Origin of the sequence: Bradyrhizobium sp. SSBR45G (genome assembly GCF_030159255.1) — a bacterium.
Classification (GTDB): Bacteria; Pseudomonadota; Alphaproteobacteria; order Rhizobiales; family Xanthobacteraceae; genus Bradyrhizobium.
In genome coordinates this window covers 14,208-39,559 of the sequence record NZ_BSCT01000041.1, presented here as the reverse complement: position 1 = coordinate 39,559, position 25,352 = coordinate 14,208, and the positions used below count along the sequence as shown (strand labels likewise).

General features: G+C 66.8%; 22 protein-coding genes. 7 read left to right on the top strand and 15 right to left on the bottom strand.

Annotation, left to right across the window (positions count from 1 at the left end):
- Positions 1 to 18 precede the first annotated feature (18 nt).
- Entirely contained in the window at positions 19 to 2,733 is a 2,715-nt protein-coding gene (locus tag QQL87_RS31790; RefSeq protein WP_284423021.1) for a molybdopterin-dependent oxidoreductase, read from the bottom strand.
- Positions 2,730 to 3,557, bottom strand: coding sequence for an FAD binding domain-containing protein (locus QQL87_RS31785; RefSeq protein WP_284423020.1), 828 nt, complete (start codon positions 3,555 to 3,557; stop codon positions 2,730 to 2,732). The genes QQL87_RS31790 and QQL87_RS31785 overlap by 4 nt, the downstream gene beginning before the upstream one ends.
- 140 nt (positions 3,558 to 3,697) lie before the next feature.
- Between QQL87_RS31785 and QQL87_RS31780 the strand changes: the two genes are divergently transcribed.
- A complete protein-coding gene (locus QQL87_RS31780) occupies positions 3,698 to 5,044 on the top strand; it encodes an 8-oxoguanine deaminase (RefSeq protein ID WP_284423019.1) in 1,347 nt (448 codons plus the stop codon).
- An 80-nt stretch (positions 5,045 to 5,124) separates the two neighbouring features.
- Here the strand turns inward: QQL87_RS31780 and QQL87_RS31775 are convergent, their stop codons facing one another.
- The 4 genes from QQL87_RS31775 to QQL87_RS31760 all read right to left on the bottom strand — a co-directional run bounded on the left by QQL87_RS31775 (position 5,125) and on the right by QQL87_RS31760 (position 9,833).
- Entirely contained in the window at positions 5,125 to 6,204 is a 1,080-nt protein-coding gene (locus QQL87_RS31775) for a BMP family ABC transporter substrate-binding protein (protein WP_284423018.1), read from the bottom strand.
- A gap of 81 nt (positions 6,205 to 6,285) precedes the next feature.
- Entirely contained in the window at positions 6,286 to 7,203 is a 918-nt protein-coding gene (locus tag QQL87_RS31770) for an ABC transporter permease (protein WP_284423017.1), read from the bottom strand.
- Positions 7,190 to 8,281, bottom strand: coding sequence for an ABC transporter permease (locus QQL87_RS31765; protein ID WP_284423016.1), 1,092 nt, complete (start codon positions 8,279 to 8,281; stop codon positions 7,190 to 7,192). Before QQL87_RS31765 ends, QQL87_RS31770 begins: the two co-directional genes overlap by 14 nt.
- Complete coding sequence (locus QQL87_RS31760) at positions 8,265 to 9,833, bottom strand: ABC transporter ATP-binding protein (RefSeq protein ID WP_284423015.1); 1,569 nt, start codon at positions 9,831 to 9,833, stop codon at positions 8,265 to 8,267. The genes QQL87_RS31765 and QQL87_RS31760 overlap by 17 nt, the downstream gene beginning before the upstream one ends.
- Positions 9,834 to 10,413: 580 nt before the next feature.
- Here QQL87_RS31760 and QQL87_RS31755 point away from each other — a divergent pair.
- Positions 10,414 to 11,535, top strand: a complete 1,122-nt coding sequence (locus QQL87_RS31755; protein ID WP_284423014.1) for a hypothetical protein — start codon at positions 10,414 to 10,416, stop codon at positions 11,533 to 11,535.
- Positions 11,536 to 11,597: 62 nt separating this feature from the next.
- Here the strand turns inward: QQL87_RS31755 and QQL87_RS31750 are convergent, their stop codons facing one another.
- Entirely contained in the window at positions 11,598 to 12,119 is a 522-nt protein-coding gene (locus QQL87_RS31750) for a nucleoside deaminase (protein WP_502871242.1), read from the bottom strand.
- A gap of 122 nt (positions 12,120 to 12,241) precedes the next feature.
- Between QQL87_RS31750 and QQL87_RS31745 the strand changes: the two genes are divergently transcribed.
- Positions 12,242 to 13,204 carry a cation diffusion facilitator family transporter gene (locus QQL87_RS31745; RefSeq protein ID WP_284423013.1) on the top strand — a complete coding sequence of 321 codons (963 nt, stop codon included), beginning with the start codon at positions 12,242 to 12,244 and terminating at the stop codon, positions 13,202 to 13,204.
- 2 nt (positions 13,205 to 13,206) lie between these two features.
- On the opposite strand, the gene QQL87_RS31740 is transcribed toward QQL87_RS31745, so the two are convergent.
- Together QQL87_RS31740 and QQL87_RS31735 are read right to left on the bottom strand one after the other, a co-directional pair.
- Complete coding sequence (locus QQL87_RS31740) at positions 13,207 to 14,346, bottom strand: MFS transporter (RefSeq protein ID WP_502871241.1); 1,140 nt, start codon at positions 14,344 to 14,346, stop codon at positions 13,207 to 13,209.
- Between the two features lie 29 nt (positions 14,347 to 14,375).
- Entirely contained in the window at positions 14,376 to 15,152 is a 777-nt protein-coding gene (locus tag QQL87_RS31735; protein ID WP_284423011.1) for a DeoR/GlpR family DNA-binding transcription regulator, read from the bottom strand.
- Between the two features lie 123 nt (positions 15,153 to 15,275).
- On the opposite strand from QQL87_RS31735, the gene QQL87_RS31730 reads away from it, so the two are divergent.
- Both QQL87_RS31730 and QQL87_RS31725 read left to right on the top strand, forming a co-directional pair.
- Positions 15,276 to 16,202 carry a 2-dehydro-3-deoxygalactonokinase gene (locus QQL87_RS31730; protein ID WP_284423010.1) on the top strand — a complete coding sequence of 309 codons (927 nt, stop codon included), beginning with the start codon at positions 15,276 to 15,278 and terminating at the stop codon, positions 16,200 to 16,202.
- Between the two features lies 1 nt (position 16,203).
- Entirely contained in the window at positions 16,204 to 16,845 is a 642-nt protein-coding gene (locus tag QQL87_RS31725; RefSeq protein ID WP_284423009.1) for a 2-dehydro-3-deoxy-6-phosphogalactonate aldolase, read from the top strand.
- A 37-nt stretch (positions 16,846 to 16,882) separates the two neighbouring features.
- Here the strand turns inward: QQL87_RS31725 and QQL87_RS31720 are convergent, their stop codons facing one another.
- Positions 16,883 to 19,537 carry a flavin-containing monooxygenase gene (locus tag QQL87_RS31720; RefSeq protein WP_284423008.1) on the bottom strand — a complete coding sequence of 885 codons (2,655 nt, stop codon included), beginning with the start codon at positions 19,535 to 19,537 and terminating at the stop codon, positions 16,883 to 16,885.
- Between the two features lie 288 nt (positions 19,538 to 19,825).
- Here QQL87_RS31720 and serA point away from each other — a divergent pair, with 288 nt between their 5' ends.
- Together serA and QQL87_RS31710 are read left to right on the top strand one after the other, a co-directional pair.
- On the top strand, positions 19,826 to 21,073 hold the full coding sequence (gene serA, locus QQL87_RS31715; RefSeq protein ID WP_284423007.1) for a phosphoglycerate dehydrogenase: 1,248 nt from the start codon (positions 19,826 to 19,828) through the stop codon (positions 21,071 to 21,073).
- Between the two features lie 22 nt (positions 21,074 to 21,095).
- Complete coding sequence (locus QQL87_RS31710; protein WP_284423006.1) at positions 21,096 to 21,575, top strand: TOBE domain-containing protein; 480 nt, start codon at positions 21,096 to 21,098, stop codon at positions 21,573 to 21,575.
- On the opposite strand, the gene QQL87_RS31705 is transcribed toward QQL87_RS31710, so the two are convergent.
- The 5 genes from QQL87_RS31705 to modB form a co-directional block, all read right to left on the bottom strand.
- A complete protein-coding gene (locus QQL87_RS31705) occupies positions 21,484 to 21,906 on the bottom strand; it encodes a winged helix-turn-helix domain-containing protein (RefSeq protein ID WP_284423005.1) in 423 nt (140 codons plus the stop codon). The genes QQL87_RS31710 and QQL87_RS31705 overlap by 92 nt on opposite strands.
- Positions 21,903 to 22,493, bottom strand: coding sequence for a DUF2478 domain-containing protein (locus tag QQL87_RS31700; RefSeq protein ID WP_284423004.1), 591 nt, complete (start codon positions 22,491 to 22,493; stop codon positions 21,903 to 21,905). Before QQL87_RS31700 ends, QQL87_RS31705 begins: the two co-directional genes overlap by 4 nt.
- Positions 22,494 to 22,504: 11 nt before the next feature.
- Positions 22,505 to 23,368: a xanthine dehydrogenase gene (locus tag QQL87_RS31695; protein WP_284423003.1), complete on the bottom strand. Its 864-nt coding sequence runs from the start codon at positions 23,366 to 23,368 to the stop codon at positions 22,505 to 22,507.
- Positions 23,369 to 23,571: 203 nt separating this feature from the next.
- The gene (gene modC / locus QQL87_RS31690; protein ID WP_284423002.1) at positions 23,572 to 24,666 is read right to left on the bottom strand and encodes a molybdenum ABC transporter ATP-binding protein; all 1,095 of its coding nucleotides are present in this window, start codon (positions 24,664 to 24,666) and stop codon (positions 23,572 to 23,574) included.
- Complete coding sequence (modB, locus tag QQL87_RS31685; RefSeq protein WP_284423001.1) at positions 24,663 to 25,352, bottom strand: molybdate ABC transporter permease subunit; 690 nt, start codon at positions 25,350 to 25,352, stop codon at positions 24,663 to 24,665. Before modB ends, modC begins: the two co-directional genes overlap by 4 nt.

Genomic DNA, 25,352 nt, shown 5'->3' with positions numbered 1-25,352 from the left:
TTGATCCCCAGATTGTCGTCAGTCGCCGAACGTCTCCTGCAGGAGCGGAAACAGCCGGTCCGGCTTGAACGGCACGGCCGTGAAGCGAATGCCGGTTGCCGCGCGCAGCGCGTTGCCGAGCGCGGCGGCGACCGGATTGTACGGGCTCTCGCTCATGGACTTCGCCCCCAGCGGGCCGATGGCGTCATTGGTCTCAGCGAACAGCACCTCGGTGCGCGGCACGTCGGCATAGGACGGCAGATGATAGTCGCGGAAGCGCGGATTGACCACGCGTCCTGCATCATCGATCACAACCTCTTCGTAGAGGGCGGCGCCCAGCGATTGCGCCACGCCGCCCTCGATCTGGCCGCGGCACTGCATCGGGTTGGCGACGCGGCCGGCATCCGCCGCCTGCACGCTCTTGAGGATCCTGACCACGCCGGTGTGCTTGTTTACCGCGACGCGAAAGCCCTGGACGTTGAACGCCACCGAGCGCGGCGTCCCTTGCGAATTGCCGCTGGCGACGAGTGTCGCACCGCTCGTCTTGGCGAGGTCGGTGAAGGAGAGGCGGTGTGTGCCGCAGCTGATCGTATCGTCGGCGATCATGCAGTCGGCCGGAGCGACGTTCCAGCGCGCTGCGACGAACTGCTTGATGGTCTCCGCCAGGGCCTCGGCCGCGGCCTGCGTGGCGCGGCCGGCGACGAAGGTGCCGGTCGAGCCATAGGCACCGGTGTCGTGGCCGCCATGCGCGGTGTCGGATTGTCGGAGGGCAATGCGATCGACCGTCGTTCCGAGCACGGTGGCGGCGATCTGGCGATGCACGGTGCTGGTGCCATTGCCGAACTCGGCGGTGCCGACGGTGAGTGTGAAGCCGCCGTCGTCGCGCAGGCTGATCACGGCATCGGCGAAGTGGCCGTCGGGCGGCACGGTATCGATCATCGTCAGCGCGATGCCGTCGCCTGTGAGCCACTCCGCCGACAGCTCCGGCGCCGGCGTCGCCGCGGCCATGGCGCGCTCGACCAGATCGAGGCACTGGTCGAGGCCGTAGGAGCCGTACAGCACGTCGCTGTGCTCCGCGCCCGGCGGCGCCAGCATGGGATCCCCGGGCCTGACGATGTTGCGGCGGCGCATCTCAAAGGGATCGATGCCGAGCTGCAGCGCGAGCTCGTCGATCGCGGCTTCGACCGCGAAGGTCGTCTGCGGCAGGCCGTAGCCGCGGAAGGCACCGGCCGGCACCGTGTTGGTGTAGGCGACGACGGCGTCGACCTTCTTGTTCGGACAATTGTAGACCGAGATCGACTCGCCGCAGGCATGAAACAGCACGGGACCGGCGTGATTGCCATAGGCGCCGGTGTTGGAGAGCACGTCGAGCTGCAAGGCGGTGAGCTTGCCGTCGCTGTCGGCGGCGGCCTTGACCGTGACGCGCATCGGATGCCGCGTCGAGGTCGCGATGAACTGCTCCTCGCGAGTGAATTCGAGCTTGACCGGCCGCTTCGTCTTCAGGGCCGCGAGCGCCAGAATGTCCTCGACGAACATCTCCTGCTTGCCGCCGAAGCCGCCGCCGACGCGCTCGCAGAACACGCGGACCTTGTCAGAGGGAAGTTCGAAGATCTCGCTCAGCGCCCGCCGCGTCAGGAACGGCACCTGGGTGCTGGAGCGGACAGTGAGAACGCCGGCCTCATTGACCCAGGCGAGACCGCCATGCGTTTCCAGCGCGGCGTGCTGGACGCGCTGCGTGGTGAAGGTGCCTTCATAGGTCGCTGCGGCGGAGCCGAGCGCGGCCGCGACGTCGCCGAACTCGCCATGGGTCTCGGCGACGATGTTGCGGCTGACGTCGGCGATGCGATGCTCGCTGCCGCGGCCGGCGTGGATAACCGGTGCGCCGGGCACGATCGCCTCAGCGGGATCGACCACGGCCGGCAGGATCTCGTAGTCGACGCGGAGACGCCGGCAGCCTTCCTCGGCCGCGGCTTCGCTATCCGCGACGATGGCGGCGACCTTCTGGCCGATGAAGCGGACGACATCGTCGAGCACGCGGGTATCGGCCGGGTCCATCCAGGCCTGCTCGTGGCGCGCCGTCGAGAACAGCACGCTCGGTGCATCCTCGTGAGTCAGCACCGCGTGCACGCCGGGGACGGCCAGCGCCGCCGCCTTGTCGATCCCGGTGATGCGCGCATGCGCATGCGGGGAGCGCACCAGCTTGACGTGCAGCAGGCCCTCGATCGCGGTATCGAACGTGTAGCGGGCCCGGCCTCGCACGACGTCAGGGCCTGCAGGCGCGGGAAGGCTGCGGCCGAAGGCTTCGCCGGCTGCGACCTCCTCGACATTGGTGCGGCCGAGCAGCGCGTCCTCGATCGCGCGATAGCCGGTGCAGCGGCACAGATTGCCCTTCAGCGCCGCGCCGAGATCCTTCTTCTGCGCCTGGTTCAGCGAGGCGCAGGTGACGATCATGCCGGCGGTGCAGAAGCCGCACTGAAAGGCCTGCGCATCGAGGAAGGCCTGCTGCATCGGATGCAGGCCGTCGTCGGTGGCGAGACCTTCGACCGTCGTGACCGCCTTGCCGTCGGCGCGGAACGCGGGGATCAGGCAGCTATGCACCGGCTCGCCGTCGAGCAGCACGGTGCAGGCGCCGCAATCGCCGGCGTCGCAGCCCTTCTTGACACCGAAATGGCTGGTGTCGCGCAGGAACGTGCGCAGGCATTGTCCCGGGCGCGGCGCGGCATCGACCGCTTTGCCGTTGACGATCACGCTCATGGCCGGATGCCACCTGCGAGCTCGGCGCGGATCTCCTCGGCGAGGCGCAGCGTCATCGCCTTGCGCCAGACAGGCTTGCCATGGACGTCGTCATGATAGAGCGCATCGGGGATCGTGCTCTGAATAGCAGAGCGAAGCGTGGCCGCGTCGGGCATCGTGGCGAAGCGCAGCTGCAGCGGTTTCACGGTCGATCCTGTGACCGTCAGCAGCAGGTCTCCGTCGCGCCCTGCAGTGCCGATCAGCAGCGCGCCGGAGCGACCGACCGGAGTCAGCGCAATCTGGCGGAACGCCGTGCGCCGTCTCAGCGCGGAAAGCGGGACGTCGATCTGGCGCAGCAGGTCGCCGGGCGCGAGCACATTGCTGTTGTTGCCGGTGACGAAGTCCGCCACCGCGATCCGCTGCTCGCTGCCGTCGGTCTTCCAGATCGTGCAGAGGCCTTCGAGCGCGGCGAGCAGCGAGATCATCGGCCCGGCCGGCAGCGACATGCAGAGATTGCCGCCGACGGTGGCGGTCTTCCAGATCTTGAACGAGGCCAGGAACGCGCGGCAGCATTGATCGATCAGCGGCGCTGCGACCCAGTCGGCCGGGCATGGCAGCGCATCGAGTTCGGCGACGCTGCAGGTCGCAGCGATGGACAGGCCCTGATCGTTGATCGCGAGCGGTGGCCAGGCGAGATCGCTGAGATCGATGAGGCGCGACAGCCGCGCCTGCGGTTCCGAGAACAGCCAGGTGCCGCCAGCCAGCCAGGCATCGCCTGCCTTCCAGCTGGGCAGATCGGCCCTTGTCCGTGGGCGCACGACCTCGGTGATGGTGTTCAGGTCCATGGTGACGCAAGCTCTTCGGCAAGGACTATCGCCGGTGAAATCCTTGCAAGACCGGCGCCAACTGGCAATAGGATGACGTTGGCCTTTCGCTTGCAAGTTACTTTCACATGCGAACGCCCCAGCACCGAGACGAGACCGCCATGAGCAATACGCCGATCTGGATCAAGGACCCGCTCGCCATCCTGGCCGAGGGCGCCGCGCGCGGTGTCGTGGTCAAGGATGGCCGCATCGTCGAGCTTGTGCCAGCCGGCGCCGAGCCGGCGACCGAAGGCGCGCTCGCCTATGATGCGAGCGGCCATGTCGTGATTCCCGGGCTGATCAACACACATCACCACTTCTATCAGACGCTGACACGGGCGCTGCCCGCGGCCATGGACCGCGAGCTGTTCCCATGGCTGAAGGCGCTCTATCCGGTCTGGGCGAAGCTGACGCCGGAGGCGCTGGATGCGTCCGTCACGCTCGCCATGGCCGAGCTGATGCTGTCGGGCTGCACCACGACGACCGATCATCACTACGTCTTTCCGGCAGGCCTCGAGGATGCCGTCGGCATCGAGGTCGCGGCGGCGAAGCGGCTCGGCATCCGGGTGCTGCTGACCCGCGGCTCGATGAACCTGTCGGAGCGCGACGGCGGCCTGCCGCCGGACAGCGTGGTGCAGGACGAGGACACGATCCTGGCCGACAGCGAGCGGGTGGTCGCGACCTATCATGAGCGCGGACCGGACGCGATGGTGCAGATCGCGCTGGCGCCGTGCTCGCCGTTCTCGGTGACGGGATCGCTGATGCAGAAGACGGCCGATCTCGCCGACAAGCTCGACGTGCGGCTGCACACCCATCTGGCGGAGACCGAGGACGAGAACCGCTTCTGCGAGCAGATGTTTGGCTGCCGTCCGCTCGACTATCTCGAGAAGAACGGCTGGCTCGGCCCGCGCACCTGGCTCGCGCACGGCATCTTCTTCAACGCCGAGGAGATGAAGCGGCTCGGCAGGGCCAAGACCACGATCAGCCATTGCGCCTGCTCGAACCAGCTGCTCGCCTCGGGCTGCTGTCCGGTCTGCGAGATGGAGGAGGCGGGCGTCGGCATCGGTCTCGGCGTCGACGGCTCAGCCTCGAACGACGGCTCCAATCTGATGCAGGAGGTGCGCGCCGCCTTCCTGCTGCAGCGGGCACGCTATGGCGTCGGCCGCATCAGCCACAAGGATGCGTTGCGCTGGGCGACGAAGGGCTCCGCGGCGTGTGTCGGCCGGCCGGAGCTCGGCGAGATCAGGGCCGGCAATGCCGCTGATCTGGCGCTGTTCAAGCTGGATGAGTTGCGCTTCTCGGGGGCCGGCGATCCGATCGCGGCGCTGGTGCTGTGCGGTGCGCATCGCGCCGATCGCGTGATGGTCGGCGGCCGCTGGACCGTGATCGACGGTGCCATTCCGGGGCTGGATGTCGCGGGCCTGATCGGCCGTCACAGCGCCGCGGCCAAGGCGATGCGGGGAGGGTGATACGCGGACGAATGTCAGTCGTTGGGATCGAAAGCTCTCTCCCTCTGGCGAGGGAGAGAGCTGAGCTCAGAGAGAGGCGCCTACTTGCCCGGCAGCTTGTCGTCGACGCCCTTGACGTAGAAGTTCATGCCGAGAATCTGACCATCGGCGAGATTGGCGCCGCCCTTGCACTCGACCTCCTTGCCGTCCTGGCCGACCACCGGGCATTTGAACGGGTGCAGCTTGCCGGCGGTGATCGCAGCCTGGGTCTCCTCGGCCATCTTCTTCACGTCGTCAGGCATGTTGGTGTAGGGCGCCATCTCGAACATCTTGGAGTCGAGGCCGCCCCAGGTGTCCTCGGACTTCCAGGTGCCGTCGAGCTCGGCCTTGACGCGGGCGATGTAGTAGGGGCCCCAGGTGTCGAGGATCGAGGTCAGCTGCGCCTTGGGGCCGAACTTGATCATCTCGGAATCCTGGCCGAAGGCGAGCTTGCCGCGCTCGGCCGCGACCTGCATCGCCGCCGGGCTGTCGGTGTGCTGCATGATGATGTCGGCGCCCTGGTCGAGCAGCGCCTTGGCGGCGTCGGCCTCCTTGCCGGGGTCGAACCAGGTGTTGACCCAGATGATCTTGACCTTGATGTTCGGGTTGACCGACTGCGCGCCGAGCATCGTCGCATTGATGCCCGAGATGACCTCCGGGATCGGGAACGAGCCGATATAGCCGAGCACGCCGGCCTTCGACATCTTCGCTGCGATCTGGCCCTGGATGTAGCGGCCCTGGTACCAGCGCCCCGAATAGGTCGACATGTTCTTGTCGCGCTTGTAGCCGGTAGAGTGCTCGAAATGCACGTTCGGATACTTCTTGGCGACCTTCAGCGTCGGATCCATGTAGCCGAACGACGTCGTGAAGATCAGCTTGTTGCCGGCGCGGACCAATTGCTCGATGGCGCGCTCGGAGTCCGGGCCTTCCGGCACGTTCTCCAGATAGGTCGTCTCGATCTTGTCGCCGAGCTCCTTGACCAGCGCCTGACGGCCGAGCTCGTGCTGATAGGTCCAGCCGAGGTCGCCGATCGGGCCGAGATAGATGAAGCCGACCTTCAGCTTGTCAGCGGCATGCGCCACACCGGCGATGCTGCCCGCCAGCACCAGCGCGGCGGCAGCGCTCAGAAGCCTTTTCATCATCGTCAATATCTCCAAACAGTGAGGGGAAAACGTGGTGATCCAGAGCGTCGCGCCCCATCGCAGGCGCTCCGGATGAAATCGTCAGCGGTCCGGCACGAACACAGTTCCGAGCGCCGCCGGTGCGGTCGAGCCGCCGGTGCGGGCGCGCGACAGCAGCACCAGCACGATCACGGTGGCGAGATAGGGCAGCGCCGACATGAACTGCGAGGGGATGCCGACGCCGGCGCCTTGTGCGTGCAGCTGCAGGATCGTCACCGCTCCGAACAGATAGGCGCCGATCACGAGCCGGCCCGGCCGCCACGATGCGAACACGACGAGCGCCAGCGCGATCCAGCCGCGACCGGCCGTCATGCCGGGGATGAAGAAGGGCGTATAGGCGAGCGGCAGATAGGCGCCGGCGAGCCCGGCGCAGCCGCCGCCGAACAGCACCGCCAGCATCCGGATGCGCAGCACGGGATAGCCGAGCGCGTGCGCGGAGACGTGATTGTCGCCGCAGGCGCGCAGCACGAGGCCGGCGCGGGTGCGGTAGAGGAACCACCAGACGGCGACGATCAGGGCCAGCGACAGATAGACGAAGGCGTCCTCGCCGAACAGGATGCGGCCGACCAGCGGGATGTCGCTCAGCCCAGGAATGTACAGATGCGGCGCGGTGGTGATGCGCTCGCCGACGAAGCGCGCACCGATCAGGCCCGACAGCCCGATGCCGAGGATGGTCAGGGCGAGCCCGGTTGCGACCTGGTTCACGGCAAGGCCCAGGGTCATGAACGCGAAGATCAGCGACAGCAGCATGCCGGCGATGATGCCGCACAGCGCGCCGACGATGATCGAGCCCGACAGCCAGGCTGCACCGAAGCCGCACGCGGCGCCGACGATCATCATGCCCTCGACGCCGAGGTTGAGAACGCCCGCGCGCTCGGTGACGAGCTCACCGGTTGCTGCGAGCAGCAGCGGCGTCGATGCGGCGAGCACCGACAGGATGATTGCTTCAACCAGCACCACTTTGCACCTGCCGCGAGGCGAAGACGAGCTTGAAACGATAGAGGATGAGGGAGTCGCAGGCGAGCACGTAGAACAGCAGGATGCCCTGGAACACCTTGGTCACATCGAGCGGAATCTTCATCGTGATCTGGGCCTGCTCACCCCCAATGAACGTCAGCGCGAGAAACAATCCTGCAATTAATATTCCAACCGGATTGAGCCGTCCGAGGAAGGCCACGATGATCGCGGTGAAGCCGTAGCCGGGCGAGATGCCAGGCTGCAGATGTCCGATCGGTCCCGCCACCTCGATGATGCCGGCGAGGCCCGCCAACGCGCCAGACACGGCGAAGGTCAGAAGGACGAGCTGGTTGGAATTGAAGCCGCCGAAGCGGGCGGCCCGAGGGGCAACGCCGACGACGCGGATCTCGAAGCCCTTGATGGTCCGGTCGAGCAGCACGAAGGCGCAGGCGACGACAACCAGCGCGATGATGCTGCCGAGATGCAGACGGCCGCCTTCAATGAGGACCGGCACGGTCGCGACGGGATCGAACTCCGCCGTGGTGGGAAAGTTGAAGCCGGCGGGATCACGCCACGGGCCGCGCACCAGATAGTCGAGAATGAGATCTGCGACATAGACCAGCATCAGGCTGGTGAGGATCTCGCTGGCGCCGAACTTCACGCGGCAGAGTGCCGGGATCAGCGCATACAGCGCGCCGGCGACGGCGCCCGCGACCAGCATCGCCGGCAGCACCCAGTGCCCGGCCTCGGTGCCTTGCGTCTTCACCGCGATCCAGCTCCCGGCGACGGCGCCGATCAGGAACTGGCCCTCGGCGCCGATATTCCAGGCGTTGGCGAGGTAGCACAGCGACAAGCCGATCGCGATCATCACCAGCGGCGTCGCCTTGACCGCGATCTCCTGCAGCGAATAGCTGTCGGTGAGCGGCGCGATGAAGTAGACGCCGAGTGCCGTGATCGGGTTCTTGCCGAGCACGGCGAACAGCACGCTCATGGTGACGAGCGTCAGCCCGATCGCGATCAGCGGCGAGATCAGCGCGATGGTGCGCGAGCGCTCGGCGCGTTTCTCAAGCACCAGCTGCATGCGCGGCCTCCTTCTGGTCGAGACTGGCGCCGCCCATCAGCAGGCCCAGCTTCTCGCGCGTCGCCTCGGCACGCGGCAGCGCTTCAGAGAGATGGCCGTGAAACATTACCGCGATGCGGTCGGCGATCTCGATCAGCTCGTCGAGATCCTGGCTGGTGACGAGCACGGCCGCGCCGGCGCTGGCGAGATCGATCAGCGCCTGGCGAATGATCGCGGCAGCCCCCGCGTCGACGCCCCAGGTCGGCTGGTTGACGACGAGCACGGCCGGCGTGCGCAGGATTTCGCGGCCAACGACGAATTTCTGCAGATTGCCGCCGGACAGGCTCGCAGCTTCCGGGTCGCGCTTGGCCTTGCGGACGTCGAAGGTTTCCGTGGTGCGATCGACGGTCCGCAGCGTCGCTGCGGCGTTGATGAAGCCGTGGCGGACCATGTCGCTGGCCGCGTGTCCGGTCAGCAGCGCATTCTCCGACAATCGCATCCGCGGCGCGGTGCCGTGACCCAGCCGTTCCTCCGGCACGAAGGCCGCGCCCATCTTGCGCCGCTGGGTGATCGAGAGGTTGCCGCAGGCGAGCCCGTCGATGATGATCGTGCCAGGCTCCTTGACGAGGCGTTCGCCGGAGAGCGCGGCGAACAGCTCGTCCTGCCCATTGCCGGCGACGCCGGCAATGCCGAGGATCTCGCCGCCCTTCAGCTCGAAAGAAACATTCTGCAAGCGCACGCCGTGCAATTCGGCGGGCGCGACCGTGAGATCGTTGACCACGAGCCGCGGCACGGTGGTGCGCCGCTCGGCCGGCGGCTTCACCTCCTTGATCTCGGTGCCGACCATCATGCGGGCGAGCGAGGCGGCCGTCTCCAGCTTCGGATTGCAGGTCGATATCTTTTTGCCGCCGCGCAGGATGGTGGCGGTGTCGCACAGCCGCTTCACCTCATCGAGCTTGTGGCTGATGTAGAGGATGGCGCGGCCTTCGGCCTTCAGACGCTCGAGCACCACGAACAGCTGATCGGCCTCCTGCGGCGTCAGCACGGCCGTGGGCTCATCCAGGATGAGGAATTTCGGATTCTGCATCAGGGCGCGGACGATCTCGATGCGCTGCCGCTCGCCGACCGACAATTGCCAGACCTCGCGATTGGGATCGAGCGGCAGGCCGTAGTCCTGGGCCACCTTTGCCAGGCGGGCCGACATCGCCTTGAAAGGCTCTTTGCCGTCCAGCCCGAGCGCGACGTTCTCGGCCACCGTGAGATTGTCGAACAGTGAGAAATGCTGGAACACCATGCCGATGCCGAGCGAGCGCGCTTCGGAAGGTCCCGATAGCTTCACAGGAGCGCCTTGCCAGCGCAGTTCGCCGGCACTCGGCTGCACCAGGCCATAGATGGTCTTGACCAGGGTCGACTTGCCGGCCCCGTTCTCACCCAACAGCGCATGGATCTCGCGCGGGAAGATCTCGATGTCGATCTTGTCGTTGGCCAGGAAATCGCCATAGCGCTTGGTCAATCCGACCGTCTGCAGGAGCGGTTGGGTGGTGCGAGGAGCGGCCGGGCCGGGGTCAAGCATTGTGCTGCGTCATGAGCAGTGATTGGAATGGGCAGTGAATGGAACTGCCTCAATTGTGAGCTAATTTGCGGCGGCACGTAAGAGCCGAAAAGCGCCATCCTCTGCCCAACTCTTGCTCAGCAGCCGATCAGTTGACAACAAAACACGTGGCCGAGTGGCGAGTTGCAGAATGCCGCGTTGCAACGAGACCTCGAAATGAGCGTGTGGCACTTTTGCGACAGTCGCCGGAAATACGCCGCTTGAGGCAGCCTGCCCGTTGAATGAGCAGCATCATTCCATGCGGACGTCGCGCTTCGATCGCGCAACGGAATGAAGCTGAAAATCCATCGCATGTTGCGTCGTGCCGTTTCGAAAAATGTCAGCAATCTGAAGCGGCAACATCGGATTGAGTGCTCCACTGGCCGCGACCGATCGTCCCACGCCCTGGAACCCGATGACCGCAGCCGTCGCCGCAATCGGGCGGAACCTTGATCAAACTACGTGCAACATCTGGAGAAAGTTGAGGCTTCTCGTGCCGGGAGAACGGCGCAAGTGTGCATGCAAGTCGGGAATCGGCGCTTGTTAACTGGGGGTGTTTGAGATGTCGTTCTATAAAACCATTATGGCTGCCATCGCGCTCGGCGCGGCGGCGCTTACGTCGGCCGGGGTCGCCGGCGCGGCTGATCTGCCGGCCAAGGCGATCGCCAAGAAGGCGCCGGCGGACCTGCCGTTCTTCCTCGTGGTCGATAACCGCGTCAGCTTCTCCTACATCTTCAATGCCCGACAGCCGGGCGCCTGGACCGCCAACGCCAACGGCACCTTCAACCCAAACACCGCCAAGCAGGTCTATTCGTTCACTCACTTCGACGTGTGGGGTTACGGCACCAACTTCTTCACGATCTCGCTGTTCAAGTCGGACCATAACGATCCGGCCGGGCCGTGCACGCAGACCGGCGGCATCGTGTCGCCGAACGCGGGCTTTGCGTTCACGCCGGCAAGCTGCGCCGGTGCGACCGAGATCTACGGCCTGTTCCGCTCGACCTTCGGCTGGAACCAGATCTTCAACACCAAGGCCTTCACGATGGGCCCGCTGCAGAACATCTCGTTCGAAGTGGGCATGGATGCCAACACCGAGAACCGCTATTTCGGTGCGGCCAAGCGTGACGTCGTTGCCGGTCTGCAGTTCGCGTTCAATCTGCCCTACAAGGGCTATTTCAACGTCGCTCCCCTGATGTACTGGGAGTTCGCCAACCACAACTCGTTCTCGCAGTGCGGCGCCGGCTGGTCGAACCCCTGTATCGCCGACGGCAATACATCGTTCAAGCCGACCTGGGCGGTCGAGACGAACTACTACATGGATCTCGGCTTCCTGCCCGAGAACATGCAGTTCTTCTCGATCTCGGGCCGCGCCGGCTGGTATGGCAAGAAGGGCACCGACACCGAGCCGCTCCCGGCCAGCGTCGCGAACGGCGTGTATCCGACCAAGATCGAGTTCAACTCGGAGCCGATCCGTCTGACCTTCGACGCATCGAAGGCGATGTGGGGTGAAAAGCAGAGCCACATGATCGACGTCTGGGTGGCCTATCGCTACTGGCAGAACAAGTTCGGCCTCGACCACAACAACGCAGTTGGCTGCTCCGTTGCCGGAGCCGGCGGCACCCGCGTCTCCACCGGCGCCTGCACCGAGTCGTCGCTGTACTCGGGTGTGACCGTCAAGTTCTGATCGGTTGATCACGATCCAGGGCGCCGCGGCTTCGTCGCGGCGCCCTTTTCATTTGAAGACGATTACTTGTGCCAGACGCCGACGTGAAGCATGGCCGCTTCGTCCTCCAGCAGCGGCCCTACGACCTCGGTCGCGCGCTGACCGCTCGCAAAGACGTCGCGGCAGGGCAGGTCAAGCGTCGGATTCTCGGGATGGTTGCCGGTGAAGTCGCGCAGCCGCCGTTCGCTCAGGCCGTAGACCACGCGCCCGATGCCGGCCCAGTAGATCGCGCCGGCGCACATCGCGCAGGGCTCGGCGGATGAATAGAGCGTCGCCGCCGTCCTGATTTCGGGTGAAATCGTCGTGCTGGCCTGTGTTGCAACCAGTCGTTCCGCATGGGCCGTGGCATCGTGCGCCGGCATGTAGCCGTTCTCGGCCTCGATCAGCACCTGGCCGTCGGCGTCGACGAGGATGGCGGCAAACGGATGATTGCCGTGCGCCATCGAGCGGCGGGCGACTGCGAAGCTGTGGCGCAGGAAATGCGTATCACGCGCTTGCCCATGGGCCAAATGTCCATCACTTGCCTGGGTCTCGCCGTCCTTCATCATCGCGCTGCTCCATTGCCGTCGGGTGATCCTGAGCCCTCTGGCTGAGCTTCGCAAGGGAACCGATCCTTGCAGGATGCGTTGCCCGGCGCACAATGAATGCAACCGTGCGGGCAGGGGCGATGGCGGCGAGCACGGATTCCAAGATTGCCGTCTATGCCGCGCTCGCCGGCAATCTGCTCGTCGCCTGCACCAAGATTGCAGCTGCGGCCTGGACGGGCAGCTCGGCGATGATGAGCGAGGCGATCCACTCGGTCGTCGATACCGCGAACGAGCTCGTTCTGCTCTACGGCTTCCACCGGGCCAGTCGTCCGCCCGACCGCCAGCATCCCCTGGGCCACGGCCGCGAGCTCTACTTCTGGAGCTTCATCGTCGCAGTGCTGCTGTTCGCGTTCGGGGCCGGCGTGTCGCTGTACGAGGGCGTCCTGCACCTGATGGAGCCGCGGCCGATCGAGGACCCGACGGTGAACTTCATCGTGCTCGGCCTGTCGTTCGTCTTCGAGGCAGCTTCCTGGTGGGTGGCGGTCCGGCAGTTTCGCAGGGCCGCCCCAGGCCTCTCTTATGTCGAGGCGTTCCGGCGCAGCAAGGATCCGCCGGCCTTCATGGTCGTGTTCGAGGACAGCGCCGCGCTGGTCGGCATCGTCATCGCGGCCGCAGCCACAGCGGCGGCCGTCGTGTTCGAGCAGCCGGCGTGGGATGGCATCGGCTCGATCCTGATCGGGCTGCTGCTCGCAGCCACGTCGATGGTGCTGGCGCGCGAGAGCAAGAGCCTTCTGATCGGCGAGCCGGCGGACCCGGAGCTTGCGAGCTCCATTCTCGAGATTGCCCGGACATCGGAAGGCGTGCTCGCCGCCAACGGCCTGCTCACGGTACAGCTGTCACCGCAGCAGGTCGTGGTCGCCCTCAGCATCGAGTTCAGCGATCATTTGCGGGCCGACGACATCGAGCGCACCGTCGTCGCGATCGAGGCCGCGTTGCGCGCCCGTCATCCGGTCATCGCCGCGCTGTTCGTGAAGCCGCAGACCAACGTTCGCTATCAGGACGTGCGCGCGCGCCAGCTGCAGGGCGGTCCGGCTCCCGCGTAGGCCTATCGCGGTGCCCTCGCCACCAGCGGGGCGCTCGCGAGGACGATGACGAGCAGTCCGGCGAGGATCCAGAACGCGGTCGGCAGGCTGGTTGCTGCGGCGACGAAGCCGATGCCGGCGGGCCCGAGCAGCACGCCGGAATAGCCGGCGGTGGTGACCGCGGCGACCGCAAGACCAACGGGCATGGTGGTCTGGGCGCCGGCTCCACGGAACAGGACGGGGACGAGATTGGACGCGCCGATGCCGATCAGGGCAAAGCCGGCCATGGCGGCCACCACGAAAGGAACGGTCAGCAGCACCACGAAGCCGATGATGGCGATCGCGCTGCCCCACAGCAAGGTCGCGCGGTCGCCGATCCGTGCGACGACCGTGTCACCGACCAGGCGGCCAGCCGTCATCGCGATCGAGAACATGATGTAGCCAAGCCCCGCCTGTGCGGCGGGCAGGCGGCCGGAGCCGGTCAGCAGCAAGGCGCTCCAGTCGAGCATGGCGCCTTCGACGAGAAACATGATCGCCGCGAGCGCGGCCAGCAGCAGCACGGCGCCGTGGGGCAGCACGAGCAGGGGCCCGGACTGAGCCGGTCGGCTCGCGATCAGTCGCGGCGCAGCGATGAACATCGCGACGAAAGCGAGTGCGCAGCAGGCCAGCGTGCCGAGCAGCGGTGCAACGTCGACGGCGAGCAGCAAAGTCATCACGCCCGAGCCCGCAAAGCCGCCGATGCTGAATTGGGCGTGAAAGCCGGACATCAGCGGCCGCTCGCTCAGCCGCTCGACCTCGATGGCCTGGATGTTCACGGCGACGTCGAGCGAGCCGAGCGCTGCACCGAACGCGAACAGGGCCAGCGCAAGGGCGAGCGGCGTTGCCGCGATCGTCAGCGGCGGCAGCAGCAGGCTGAGGGCGATGCCACTGACGACGACGACGGGCTTGCTGCCGAAGCGGGCGCTCAGCAGGCCGGCGGCCAGCATCGACGCGACCGAGCCGACGCCGAGCGAGAGCAGCAGGAGCCCGAGCGTGGCGTCGTCCACCGCCAGACGCTGCTTGGCGAACGGCACCAGCGGTGCCCAGCAGGCGATGCCGAAGCCGGCAACGAAGAAGGCCAGGCGTGTCGCGAGCTGCGCCGCGCGGTGATCGGTCATCTGGATGATTCCTGAAACTCGGGGAGGGGCGCCGCTCATGCGGGCGGGTCGGCCATGACGATCGCGGCGCCTGCCCGCTTGAGCAGGGCCAGCCGCGCTGCCGGGGCATCATGCTCGACGGTCATCTGGCTGATGGCCTTGACATTGGCGATGCGGTGCGGCGCCCGTGTCTCGAGCTTCTCGCTGGTCACCATTGCGACGCTCACCCGGCTCAGCGACAGCAGGGTTCGCTTGAAGGCGGCGTCCGCCGGATCCACCGCGCTGACGCCGGCCTGAGCCGACACCGCGCAGGCGCCGATGAAGCAGCGGTCGATGTTCAACCGCTGGACCTGCAGCAGGGCGTCGGCATCGACGCAGCCACCGACCGCGGCATCAACGCAGCCGCCGATCATGATCAGGCGCAGATCCTGCCGGTGCAGCACCGCCGCGGCAATGTCGATGGCATTGGTTGCGATCCTGAGGTCGAGGTCCTCGGGCAGGAATCCGGTCAGCGCCAGATTGGTGCTGCCGCTGTCGAGGAACAGCAATTCGCCGCGCATGATGCTGCGGGCTGCCGTCCGGGCGAGCGCCAGCTTGCGCTCGCGATCCTTTCCGATCCGCGACGCCATCGGGGTGACGCCGCCGGCGATAGGCAAGGCGCCGCCATAGACGCGGCGGCAGCGTCCCTCGGCGGCAAGCGCGCGCAGATCGCGCCGGATCGCATCCTCGGAGACGCCGAACTCGGCCGCCAGGGCGGCGGCGATCACCGCCTGCCCCGACGACAGACGACCGGCGATTTCGTCGCGACGGGCCAGTGGAAGTTCATCCGACATGTCTCCGGGTATCATGCATAAACAAGAATAATAACGTGCATAATCGTGCATCATCCAGTTTTTGGTTTGCGCCACGCGCCGGGCATGCCATTGCGGAGCTGTCGAACTGTTCGGGAGCAGGATGTGTCCGCCGCCAACGCCGCAACGCCGGCCTTTGTTGCCGTCGACTGGGGAACCTCGAGCTTCCGCGCCTGGCTGATGGCTGCCGACGGGACGGAGCTGGCCGAGAGTCGCGGCGGCGAGGGCATGTTGCACTGTGCGACATCGGGCTTTGCGCCGGTGCTGCGCGATCATCTCGGCAAGCTCGGTGCGTCGGCCGATCTGCCCGTGCTGATCTGCGGCATGGCCGGCGCGCGGCAGGGCTGGGTCGAGGCACCCTATCTGCACACGCCGACCCGCCTCGATGCGCTGCATGCCGGTGCCGTCAGCGTCGAAACGGACGGCGATGTTCGGATCCTGCCGGGGCTGGCACAGGCGCGTAGCCATCAGCCGGACGTGATGCGCGGTGAGGAGACCCAGCTGCTCGGCGTGACCGAGTCGGACTTCTCCGGACTCGTCTGCATCCCCGGCACCCACAGCAAATGGATCCGGATCGACGCCGGCGCCGTGATCGATTTCGCCACCTACATGACTGGCGAGCTGTTTGCCGTCATCTCTCAGCACAGCATCCTGATGCATGCGGTCGAGCCGGGAGCTGCTGCCGAGGACGGCGCGCCGTTCCGGGCGGGCCTCGCTTCAGCGTTGGGCGCGCCGACCGCCTTGACCAACGCGCTGTTCCGGCTGCGCGCGGCGCAACTGCTCGGCTTCTCGCAGCGCGCCGATGGGGCTGCGCACTTGTCCGGGCTCTTGATCGGCAGCGAGATTGCCGATGCCCGCGCGCAGTTCGGTGATCACCTTCCGCTCCGCTTGATCGGCGCGGGCCGGCTCGGCAGTCTCTATCGCGAGGCGCTCGTCGCGAGCGGTTTCAATCTAAGTGAATGCGATGCCGAGCAGGCGTCACGCCGCGGGCTGTTCAAAGCCGCGCGGCAGATCTGGGGAGCGCGTTTCTGACATGACACAGTCCGTTGCCTGGCCCTCCGTGAAGCGGTCGCTCGTTGCGATCCTGCGCGGCATCAAGCCTGACGAGGCCGAGCCGATCGTCGATGTCCTGATCGAGGCCGGCTTCGAGATGATCGAGGTCCCGCTCAACTCGCCCGACCCGTTCGTCTCCATCGAACGACTGGCGACGCGGTTCGGCGGGACCTGCCTGATCGGCGCGGGCACGGTCGTCAACGCCGCGGACTGCGTGCGGGTCGCCGAGGCCGGCGGGCGGCTGATGGTCAGCCCGAACGTCGATGCGGAGGTGCTGGCGACGGCGCAGGCCTATGACATGGTGACCATGCCCGGCGTGCTCACGCCGACCGAAGCGTTCCTTGCTTTGCGCTGCGGCGCGTCGGCGTTGAAGTACTTTCCCGCCTCGGTGCTCGGCCCCTCGGGAATTGCCGCGCAACTGGCCGTGCTGCCGAAGGGCGTGGTGGTCGGCGCCGTCGGCGGTGTGTCGGACAAGAATCTCGCTACCTACGTCGCGGCGGGCGTGCGCGCGTTCGGACTCGGCTCGAGCCTGTACAAGCCGGGCATGACGGCCAGCGACGTGCGCGAGACCGCATGGGCCTCGGTGCATGCCTACGACGCCGCGGTGGCGGCCGCAGGCTGAAGGTCGGCGGTCTTCTGGGACCGCCGACCGTTGCTCGTCAGCTCGCCGCGGCGTTGATCTCCGGCGAGCCGCTCTCTTCGGCGGGCTGCGTGAACGCCTGCAGCGCCTCCGCCATCTGGATGCGGCCACCGACGCCGGTGATGACGACATCGACCATTGTCAGCGATGAGTGGAAGTGGCCGCGGGCCTTCAACTGGCCCACCGGTACGCCGGCCGCAGCCAAGGCCTCCGCATAGGCTACGCCCTCATCGCGCAGCGGATCGAACTCGCAGGTGGCGATATAGGCGGGCGGCAGCCCTTTGAGCTGGCCGCGCAGGGGCGACACCCGCGGATCGGTGCGATCCGCCGGCGAGCAGTAGATGTCCCAGAACCAAAACATCAGCCCGCGCGTCAGGAAGTAGCCGGCCGCATTTTCCACGTAGGACGGCCGATCGAAGCTGCAATCGGTCACTGGGCAGACAAGCAATTGGCCGCCGATCGCGGGCCCGCCGCGGTCACGCGCCAGCTGGCAGGTGACGGCCGCGATGTTGCCGCCCGCGCTCCAGCCGGCGACCAGCACGGGGCCTTCGCGACCGCCCAACTCGGCGGCGTGCTCGGACACCCACTTCGCTGCGGCATAGCCGTCCTCGGCCGCAGCCGGGAAACGGTGCTCCGGCGCGTGGCGATAGTTCACGCTGACGAAGATCATGTTGGAGCGGCGGCACATGTCGCGGCAGAACGGATCGTCGGACTGCTCGTCGCCGAGCACCCAGCCGCCGCCATGGAAGTACACGACGATCGGATGCGGCCCGGGCGTCGCCGGACGGTAGAGCCGATAGGCGAGGGGCCCATCGGCGCCCTGCAGGGTGCCGTCCTTGACCTCGCCCACGGGGCGCCCCGGCGGCCGGGCCTTGTTGAACTCGGCGATGAAGTCGCGCGCGCCTTGCGCGCCCATCGATTCGATCGGCGGCAGGTTCATCTCGGCGAGCATGTTCAGCACCAGCCGGACATCCGGCTGCAGCTTCACGATCTCGCCGTCATTGCACTGTGTCGCGCCATTCGGGCCCGTCAGCTTGAAGCCGAGCATGCCGCGGCTGACGATCTCGTTGCAGATGCCGCGATAGGGCCCGACGCCGCCCGTATATGGCATCAGCGTCTGCGGCTTGCCGGGCACGTTGGCTCCCGTGTACCAGGTGTTGGCGAGCCGGTGCAGCGTGACAGTGGAGCAATCCGCCATGTGACGCATCCAGCCGGCCTGGGCGGTCTCCGTCGGCTCGATGGTCGTGAAGCCGGCGTCGCGCATCTCGGCCAACCGATCGACCACGAAGTCGACATGCTGCTCGATCGACACGGCCATGTTCGACAGCACTGACGGGCTGCCGGGGCCGGTGATGAGGAACAGGTTCGGGAAGCCGGCAACGGTCAGTCCGAGATAGCTCTCCGGGCCGCTCGCCCAGGTATCATCGAGCGATTTGCCATCGCGCCCCTTGATCGGATGCACGGCGCGGATCGCGCCGGTCATCGCATCGAAGCCGGTCGCGAACACGATGACGTCGATGTCGAAGCTGCGCTTGTCGGTCTTGATGCCGTTCGCGGTGATCGATGCGATCGGCTCCTTGCGCAAATTGACCAGGGTGACGTTCGGGCGGTTGAACGTCGCATAGTAGTTGGTGTCGAGACACGGACGCTTGGCGCCAAACGGATGGTCGTGGGGCGTGAGCGCCTCGGCCGTCTCGGGGTCCTTGACGATCTCGCGGATCTTCTCGCGGATGAGATCGGCGAGCACGGCGTTGCCGTCAGCGTCGACGCCCTGGTCGGCCCAGAGCTGCGTCAGCATGCCGACGAGATCGCCCGACGCCCACATTTTTTCGAAGCGCTCGCGGCGCTCGGCCTCGCTCAACGCCCAGCTGAACTCGGTCGCCGGCGGGATCGGCACGCCCGTCAGCGACCAGCGGGCCTGCTCGCGGACGGCCTTGCGATCCTGCGCGAGCTGTGCGGCCCGCTCCGCCGGGACGGGGCCGTTATGCGCCGGCAGCGCGAAGTTCGGCGTCCGCTGGAATACTGTCAGCTGCGCCGCCTGCTCGGCGATGATCGGGATCGACTGGATGGCGGAGGAGCCGGTGCCGATCACCGCGACACGCTTGCCGCGGAGGTCGACGCCGTCATGCGGCCAGCGGCTGGTAAAATAGATCGCGCCCTTGAAGTCGTGGACGCCGTCGATTTCCGGCGGCTTCGGCTGCGACAGGCAGCCGGTCGCCATGATGTAGTGGCGGCAGGAGACGGCAGGGCCGTTGTCCGTCGTCAGCAGCCAGCGCTCTTTCGCCTCGTCCCAGGCGGCGCCGAGGACACGGGTGCCGAATCGGATGTCGCGGCGCAGGTCGTAGCGATCGGCCACGAAGCCGAGATAACGCAGAATCTCGGGCTGGGTGGCGTATTTCTCCGACCACTGCCAGGCGGTCTCGAGCTCGGGATCGAAGGTGTAGCTGTAGTCGATGGTCTGGATGTCGCAGCGTGCGCCGGGATAACGGTTCCAATACCAGGTTCCGCCGACATCGTTCGCTGTATCCAGCGCGACTGTCGAAAATCCGGCCTTGCGCAGCCGATGCAGCAGGTACAATCCCGCAAACCCGGCGCCGACGACGGCGACATCGACCGTCTGGGTTTCGCCGCGAGTCGATTCCGATGCGCGTGCCTCGACCAACCCGTCTGACATGCTGACCTCCCGATGATTTTGTGATTGCCGGGAAGGCTAGCCCTGCTCGCGTGGTTTGTCATTAGGTCAAATGACCATCTGCGGTTGCTGCAGTGCAGAGGTTGCGCCGCACCGCCGACTCGAGGCGCTGTTTTTGCATCGCCGGTCAAAATGCCGGTACGGAGTGGACAAGACCCTGAGAAAGCGACAGAAAGCGCTCCTGCCGCGTCGCATTCACCAAGTTTCAACCGATCGCGACTGTAACAACCGCTACACTACGACACACCCCGACTGATTCAGGCCAGGCCCATGCCGTTATCGCTGCCCAAGCAAAAGATCCGCGTTCTGCTCCTGGAGGGCGTGAACGACTCGGCCGTCCGCATGTTCGAGGCCAACGGCTATACGGAAATCGAGCGACTGCCGAAGGCGCTCGGCTCGGCGGAGCTGAAGCGGATGCTCTCCGGCGTGCACATGCTCGGCATTCGCTCGCGCACGCATCTGACCGAGGACGTGCTGCAGGCGGCGGACCGCCTGATGGCGGTCGGCTGCTTCTCGGTCGGCACCAACCAGGTGGAGCTCGACGCGGCGCGGCGGCTTGGCATTCCCGTCTTCAACGCGCCCTATTCGAACACCCGCAGCGTCGCCGAGCTGACCATCGCCGAAGTCGTGATGCTGATGCGCCGCATCTTCCCGCGCTCGGTGTCGGCGCATGCCGGCGGCTGGGACAAATCGGCCAATGGCAGCCGCGAGGTGCGCGGCAAGACGCTCGGCATCATCGGCTACGGCAACATCGGCTCGCAGCTGTCGAACCTCGCCGAGGCCATGGGCATGCGGGTGATCTTCTTCGATCTCACCGACAAGCTGCGCCACGGCAATACCGAGCCGGTCGAGAGCCTCGACGAGCTGCTCGCCAGCAGCGACGTCGTGTCGCTGCACGTGCCGGAGACGCCGGCCACCGCCAACATGATCGGCGAGCGCCAGATCCGCCAGATGAAGGACGGCGCCTATCTGATCAACAATTCGCGCGGCACCGTCGTCGACATCGAGGCGCTGGCCAGCGCGCTGCGCGAGGGCAAGCTCTCGGGCGCGGCGGTCGACGTGTTCCCGGTCGAGCCCGCCTCGAACGCCGACCCGTTCGTCTCGCCGCTGCAGGGCCTGCCCAACGTGATCCTGACCCCGCATGTCGGCGGCTCGACCGAGGAGGCGCAGGACCGCATCGGCGGCGAGGTGGCGCGCAAGCTGATCGATTATTCCGACGTCGGCTCGACCTTCGGCGCGGTCAACTTCCCGCAGGTGCAGTTGCCGGCGCGCCCGACCGGCACGCGCTTCATCCACGTCCACCGCAACGTCCCGGGCGTGCTGCGCCAGGTCAACGAGGCGGTGGCGCGGCACAACATCAACATCCTCGCGCAATATCTCCAGACCGATCCCGAGGTCGGCTATGTCGTGCTCGAGACCGACGTCGTCGGTGGCGAGGGCGAGGAGCTGCTGGCGGAACTGCGCGCCGTCGAAGGCACGATCCGCGTCCGCGTGCTGTACGACCACGACCGTCCCTGAGGCGGTGGAGGCTGCTTGCGCGATGACGGCCCAACCTCCATCGTCTCCAGCCTCGTCCGTCGTGCTCAGCACGACGGTTCCGGCACGCGTGCTGCGCCATGATCCGCAATACGGCCTGTCGACGCTGTTCTTTGCCGATGGCGAATTGCGCGTTCCGATGGTCGATGCCGCCGTTGATGCCGGCGTGTCCGTGACCATCGAGGCGCGCGACGTCTCGATCGCGCTATCGCGGCCGATGGACGTGTCGATCACCAACCGGCTGCCGGGACGGATCGAGGAGATCCTGCCGCTCGATCCGCCTTACGTGCGCGTCACCTTTGATCTCGGCGCGACGAAGCTGCACGCGCTGGTGACGCTGGAATCCGTCGAGCGTCTGGCGCTGGAGCCGGACCTGACGGCCTGGGCCATGATCAAGAGCGTCGCGATCGGGCCCGGCGCGGTTCGGCCTTCGGAGCTGCCTCGGCCGCGCCACTGGCCCGCTTCTGATAGCGGGAATCGGTAGCGTTCTGCAGCTCGCCGAGCGCGGCCGCCGTCGCCGTGCGCGTGCGCCGCTCCATCGAGCGATACAGCGCGATCAGCCGCTCGCCGAACGGCGTGATCTCGGCGCCGCCGCCGCGGCGGCCGGGATGCGTCTCGAAGACAGGCGTCTCGAAGGTGCGGTTCAGCGCATCGACCATCAGCCAGCACTTGCGGTAGGAAATGCCGCTCGCCCGCGCCGCGCCCAGGATCGAGCGCTCCTTGCGGATGTATTCGATCAGCAGCAGATCCTCGGGCGACAGGCTGCCGCCGTTGCCGAAGTTGATGGTCAGCTCGATCTGCGCCGTGCCCTTCATGCTATTCCGATCCGCTCGCGACTGCGGGCGATCATGTCATGGGCGTGCTGCGATGTCACCCTGCGGCCCGCCCACGCCTCGATCCAGCCCGGGCTGCGCGCGGTATCCGCGTGCACGCATTCAGCGTACGGACCAGCGAAGCCTCTCCAAGCCTCCATCATCGCCGGCGACACGGCGGTGATGATCGGTATCCCCGCGGCGATGGCCGAGCCGAAGGCATCGGCCAGGCCACCTCCCGCGGCTTCCTGCTTGCCGAACTTGCTGAGGATCACGACATCGGTGCCGCTGATGATCGACTGCTGCACGGCGGCGCAGGCGAGCACCAGGCCTTCGGGATCGAGGTTGCAGGCCTGTGACCCCGGGCCGAGGTCCTGCGAGATCGAGAACAGCCTGTCGTCATCCAGACTGCGCAGCATCATGGCTTTGCACGGCTTGGCCTTGTCGGCGCTGCTCTCGATCACGCCGGACACGCGCAAGCCGGCGCCTGCGAGCCGTACGGCGAAATCCGCGAGCAGCTCCTGGATCACGGTGGACGCCGCACCTTGCAGCGCCACGATCTGGCACGTTCCGACCTCGGCGACACCCATGGCAGTCCTCCTCACACGATGGCGGAGACGCGGCCCGCCTTCCGACCGGTTTGCATGATCTCGTGAACGGCCGACGCGACGCTCGCCGCGATCGCCTGGCCGCGCTCATCGGTGCCGGTCCAGGCGGCGTGACGGCCGCGCGGATCGATCTCGAGCAGCTTGACATTGGTGGGCACGCGCACGCCGTCGCGCGCGATGCCGCGCAACGCGCCGTCGAGCGGCGCGAGCACCGGCATGCCGCCGAGCGAGCCCAACTGCATCCCCTTGTAGACGCGGGTGCCGATGTCGAGCGGCGTGTGCCACACGGCCTCTTGATCCGAATAGACGAAGCGCTCGCGCCCGGCGCCGCCGAGATCGCGCGCCTTGCCGTCGGCGTTGCGCGTGGTGCCGTGCGCGAGGATTGCGCCGGTCTCGCAAGGATGTGTCTCGATCGCGATGTCGCAATTGTGCCCGATCGCAAAGCGAGGGCCGACGCCGACGGCGATGCCCGCCACGCCGCGCAGATCGGGCGTGACGACATGCTTCTGCATGCGTGCGTCGACGATGACAGCAGGATAGCGGAAGGCGATGATGTCGGTGAGATGCATTCCGGTGACGGCGACCTGGCCGGGCTCGCGATGAATCCGAACGACGTCGGCGATGCTCTCGGCGCGGCAGCCGATCACACCGTCGACGTCGCGGGCCTCACCGAACAGGACGTCATGGAACGCCATGCCACGACGGATCACCGGCGGGAATGCGTCGTGACAGAGCACGATCGCGAAACGGGCGTCGCTCAGCTTCGCCGCAACGGCGGAGGCGATCTCATTGGTGCCCAGCACCAGCGCAAGCGGTCTAGGTGCGTTAGGATGCCAGGTGACGGCGGCGGCGTTCATGCTGATGACCTCGTGTTGCCAAACCGAATGAGCAAGCGGCGGGCCAGTCGGCTGTTCGCCGGTCAACTGCTTCATTACCTTCAGGAATCCAAGGCAGGCCGTATTCCGAACGATCCGAACCTGTATTGTTTAAGATATAACATCAGGCGCTATATTGTCGCGTATACAACATCGTCCGATTTTGCGGATGCCGTCGGGGCCGATCAGGCGGCGGGCTCTTCGCGGCGGACCAGCGCGACGCCCTTGACCTGGGCGTAGACGGAAAGTCCCGCCTGCAGGCCGAGCTCGTTCCACGAGCGCTGGGTGACGCGCGACAGCAGCCGAGCGCCTTCGCCGTCCTCGCCGAGGCCGAGCAGGGCGGTGACGCGGTGGTCCGACTGGCTGCGGATCTCCAGGATCTTCGCCCTGAGCACGTTGACGATGGTGCTGCGGCTCGGCGTTTCCAGCGCGAGGCTGACGTCATCGGCGAGGACGCGCAGGCGGCGCTTGGTCCCGGACGCGAGCGGCTCCGCCGGCAGCAGGAACTGCCCGCCCGGCACCGCCAGCGTCGCCATGCCGTCCACCGCGTCCTGCGCCATGACGGTTGCATCGAGGCTGACGGCGGCATCGCGCGACAGCGCGAGCGGCAGCGACAGGTCGGCCTGGAGCTCCGACAGCGGGCCGCAGGCCAGCACCATGCCGCTGCGCATCAGCACCAGCTCATCGGCGAGCCGCTCGACCTCGGCGATGTCGTGGCTGATGTAGAGGATCGGCAGATCGAGCGCGGCATGCAGCCGCTCCAGATAGGGCAGGATCTCGTCCTTCGTCATCTGGTCGAGCGCCGACAGCGGCTCGTCCATCAGCAGGAGCTTTGGCTGGCTGAGCAGGGCGCGGCCGATCGCGACGCGCTGCCGCTCGCCGCCGGAGAGATGGCGCGGGGAACGATCGAGCAGCTTGGTGATGCCGAGCAGAGCTACGATCTCATCGAAGCTGATCGCGGCTGCGCTGCTTTGACCGGGATGGCCGTACATCAGATTGCGGCGGACCGAGAGGTGCGGAAACAGATTGGCTTCCTGAAACACGTAGCCGATCGGGCGCTGGTGCACGGGGCGGAAGGTCTTGTCGTCCTGCCAGACGTCGCCGGCGACGGAGCACAGCCCGTCCAGGCGGTTCAGCCCGGCAATGCAGCGCATGACGGCGGTCTTGCCGCAGCCGGATGGGCCGAAGATCGCGGTCACCCCGCGCGCCGGCACTTCAAAGCGCGCATTCAGCTCGAAGCGTCCGAGCGTGCCGCGGAAATCGACCTTGACGCTGCTCATGACGCGCTTTTCGTCATCTTCTTCTCGATCAGCATCATCGTGAGAATGACCGAGAACGAGAACACGACCATGCCGAGCGCGAGCACGGAGGCTTCGGTCCATTGCGAGGTCTCGACATAGTCGTAGATCGCAACCGACAGCACCTTGGTCTTGCCGGGAATGTTGCCGCCGATCATCAGCACGACGCCGAACTCGCCCACCGTGTGGGCGAAGCCGAGGATCGCGCCGGTGAGGAAACCCGGGCTCGCCAGCGGCACGGCGATGGTCCAGAACGCGCGCCACGGCGAGGCCCGCAGGGTGGCCGCTGCCTCCATCGGCTTCTCGCCCATCGCCTCGAACGCATTGCGGATCGGCTGCACCACGAACGGCATCGAGAACAGCACCGAGCCGATCACGAGGCCGGGGAATGTGAAGGCCAGCGTGCGCGCGCCCCACAGCGAGGCCAGCGCCCCGCCGGGGCCGCTGGGGCCGAGTGCCACCAGCAGATAGAACCCGAGCACGGTCGGTGGCAGCACCAGCGGGATCGCCACCAGCGCCGCGACGGCCTCCTTCCACCACGCCCGTGACCGCGCCAGCCACCACGCGATCGGCGTGCCCACGATCATCAGGATGACGGTCGTGAGCGCCGCGAGTTCGAGGGTCAGCCGGACCGGTTGCCAGATGTCGGCCGAGACGTGGAGGTTCAT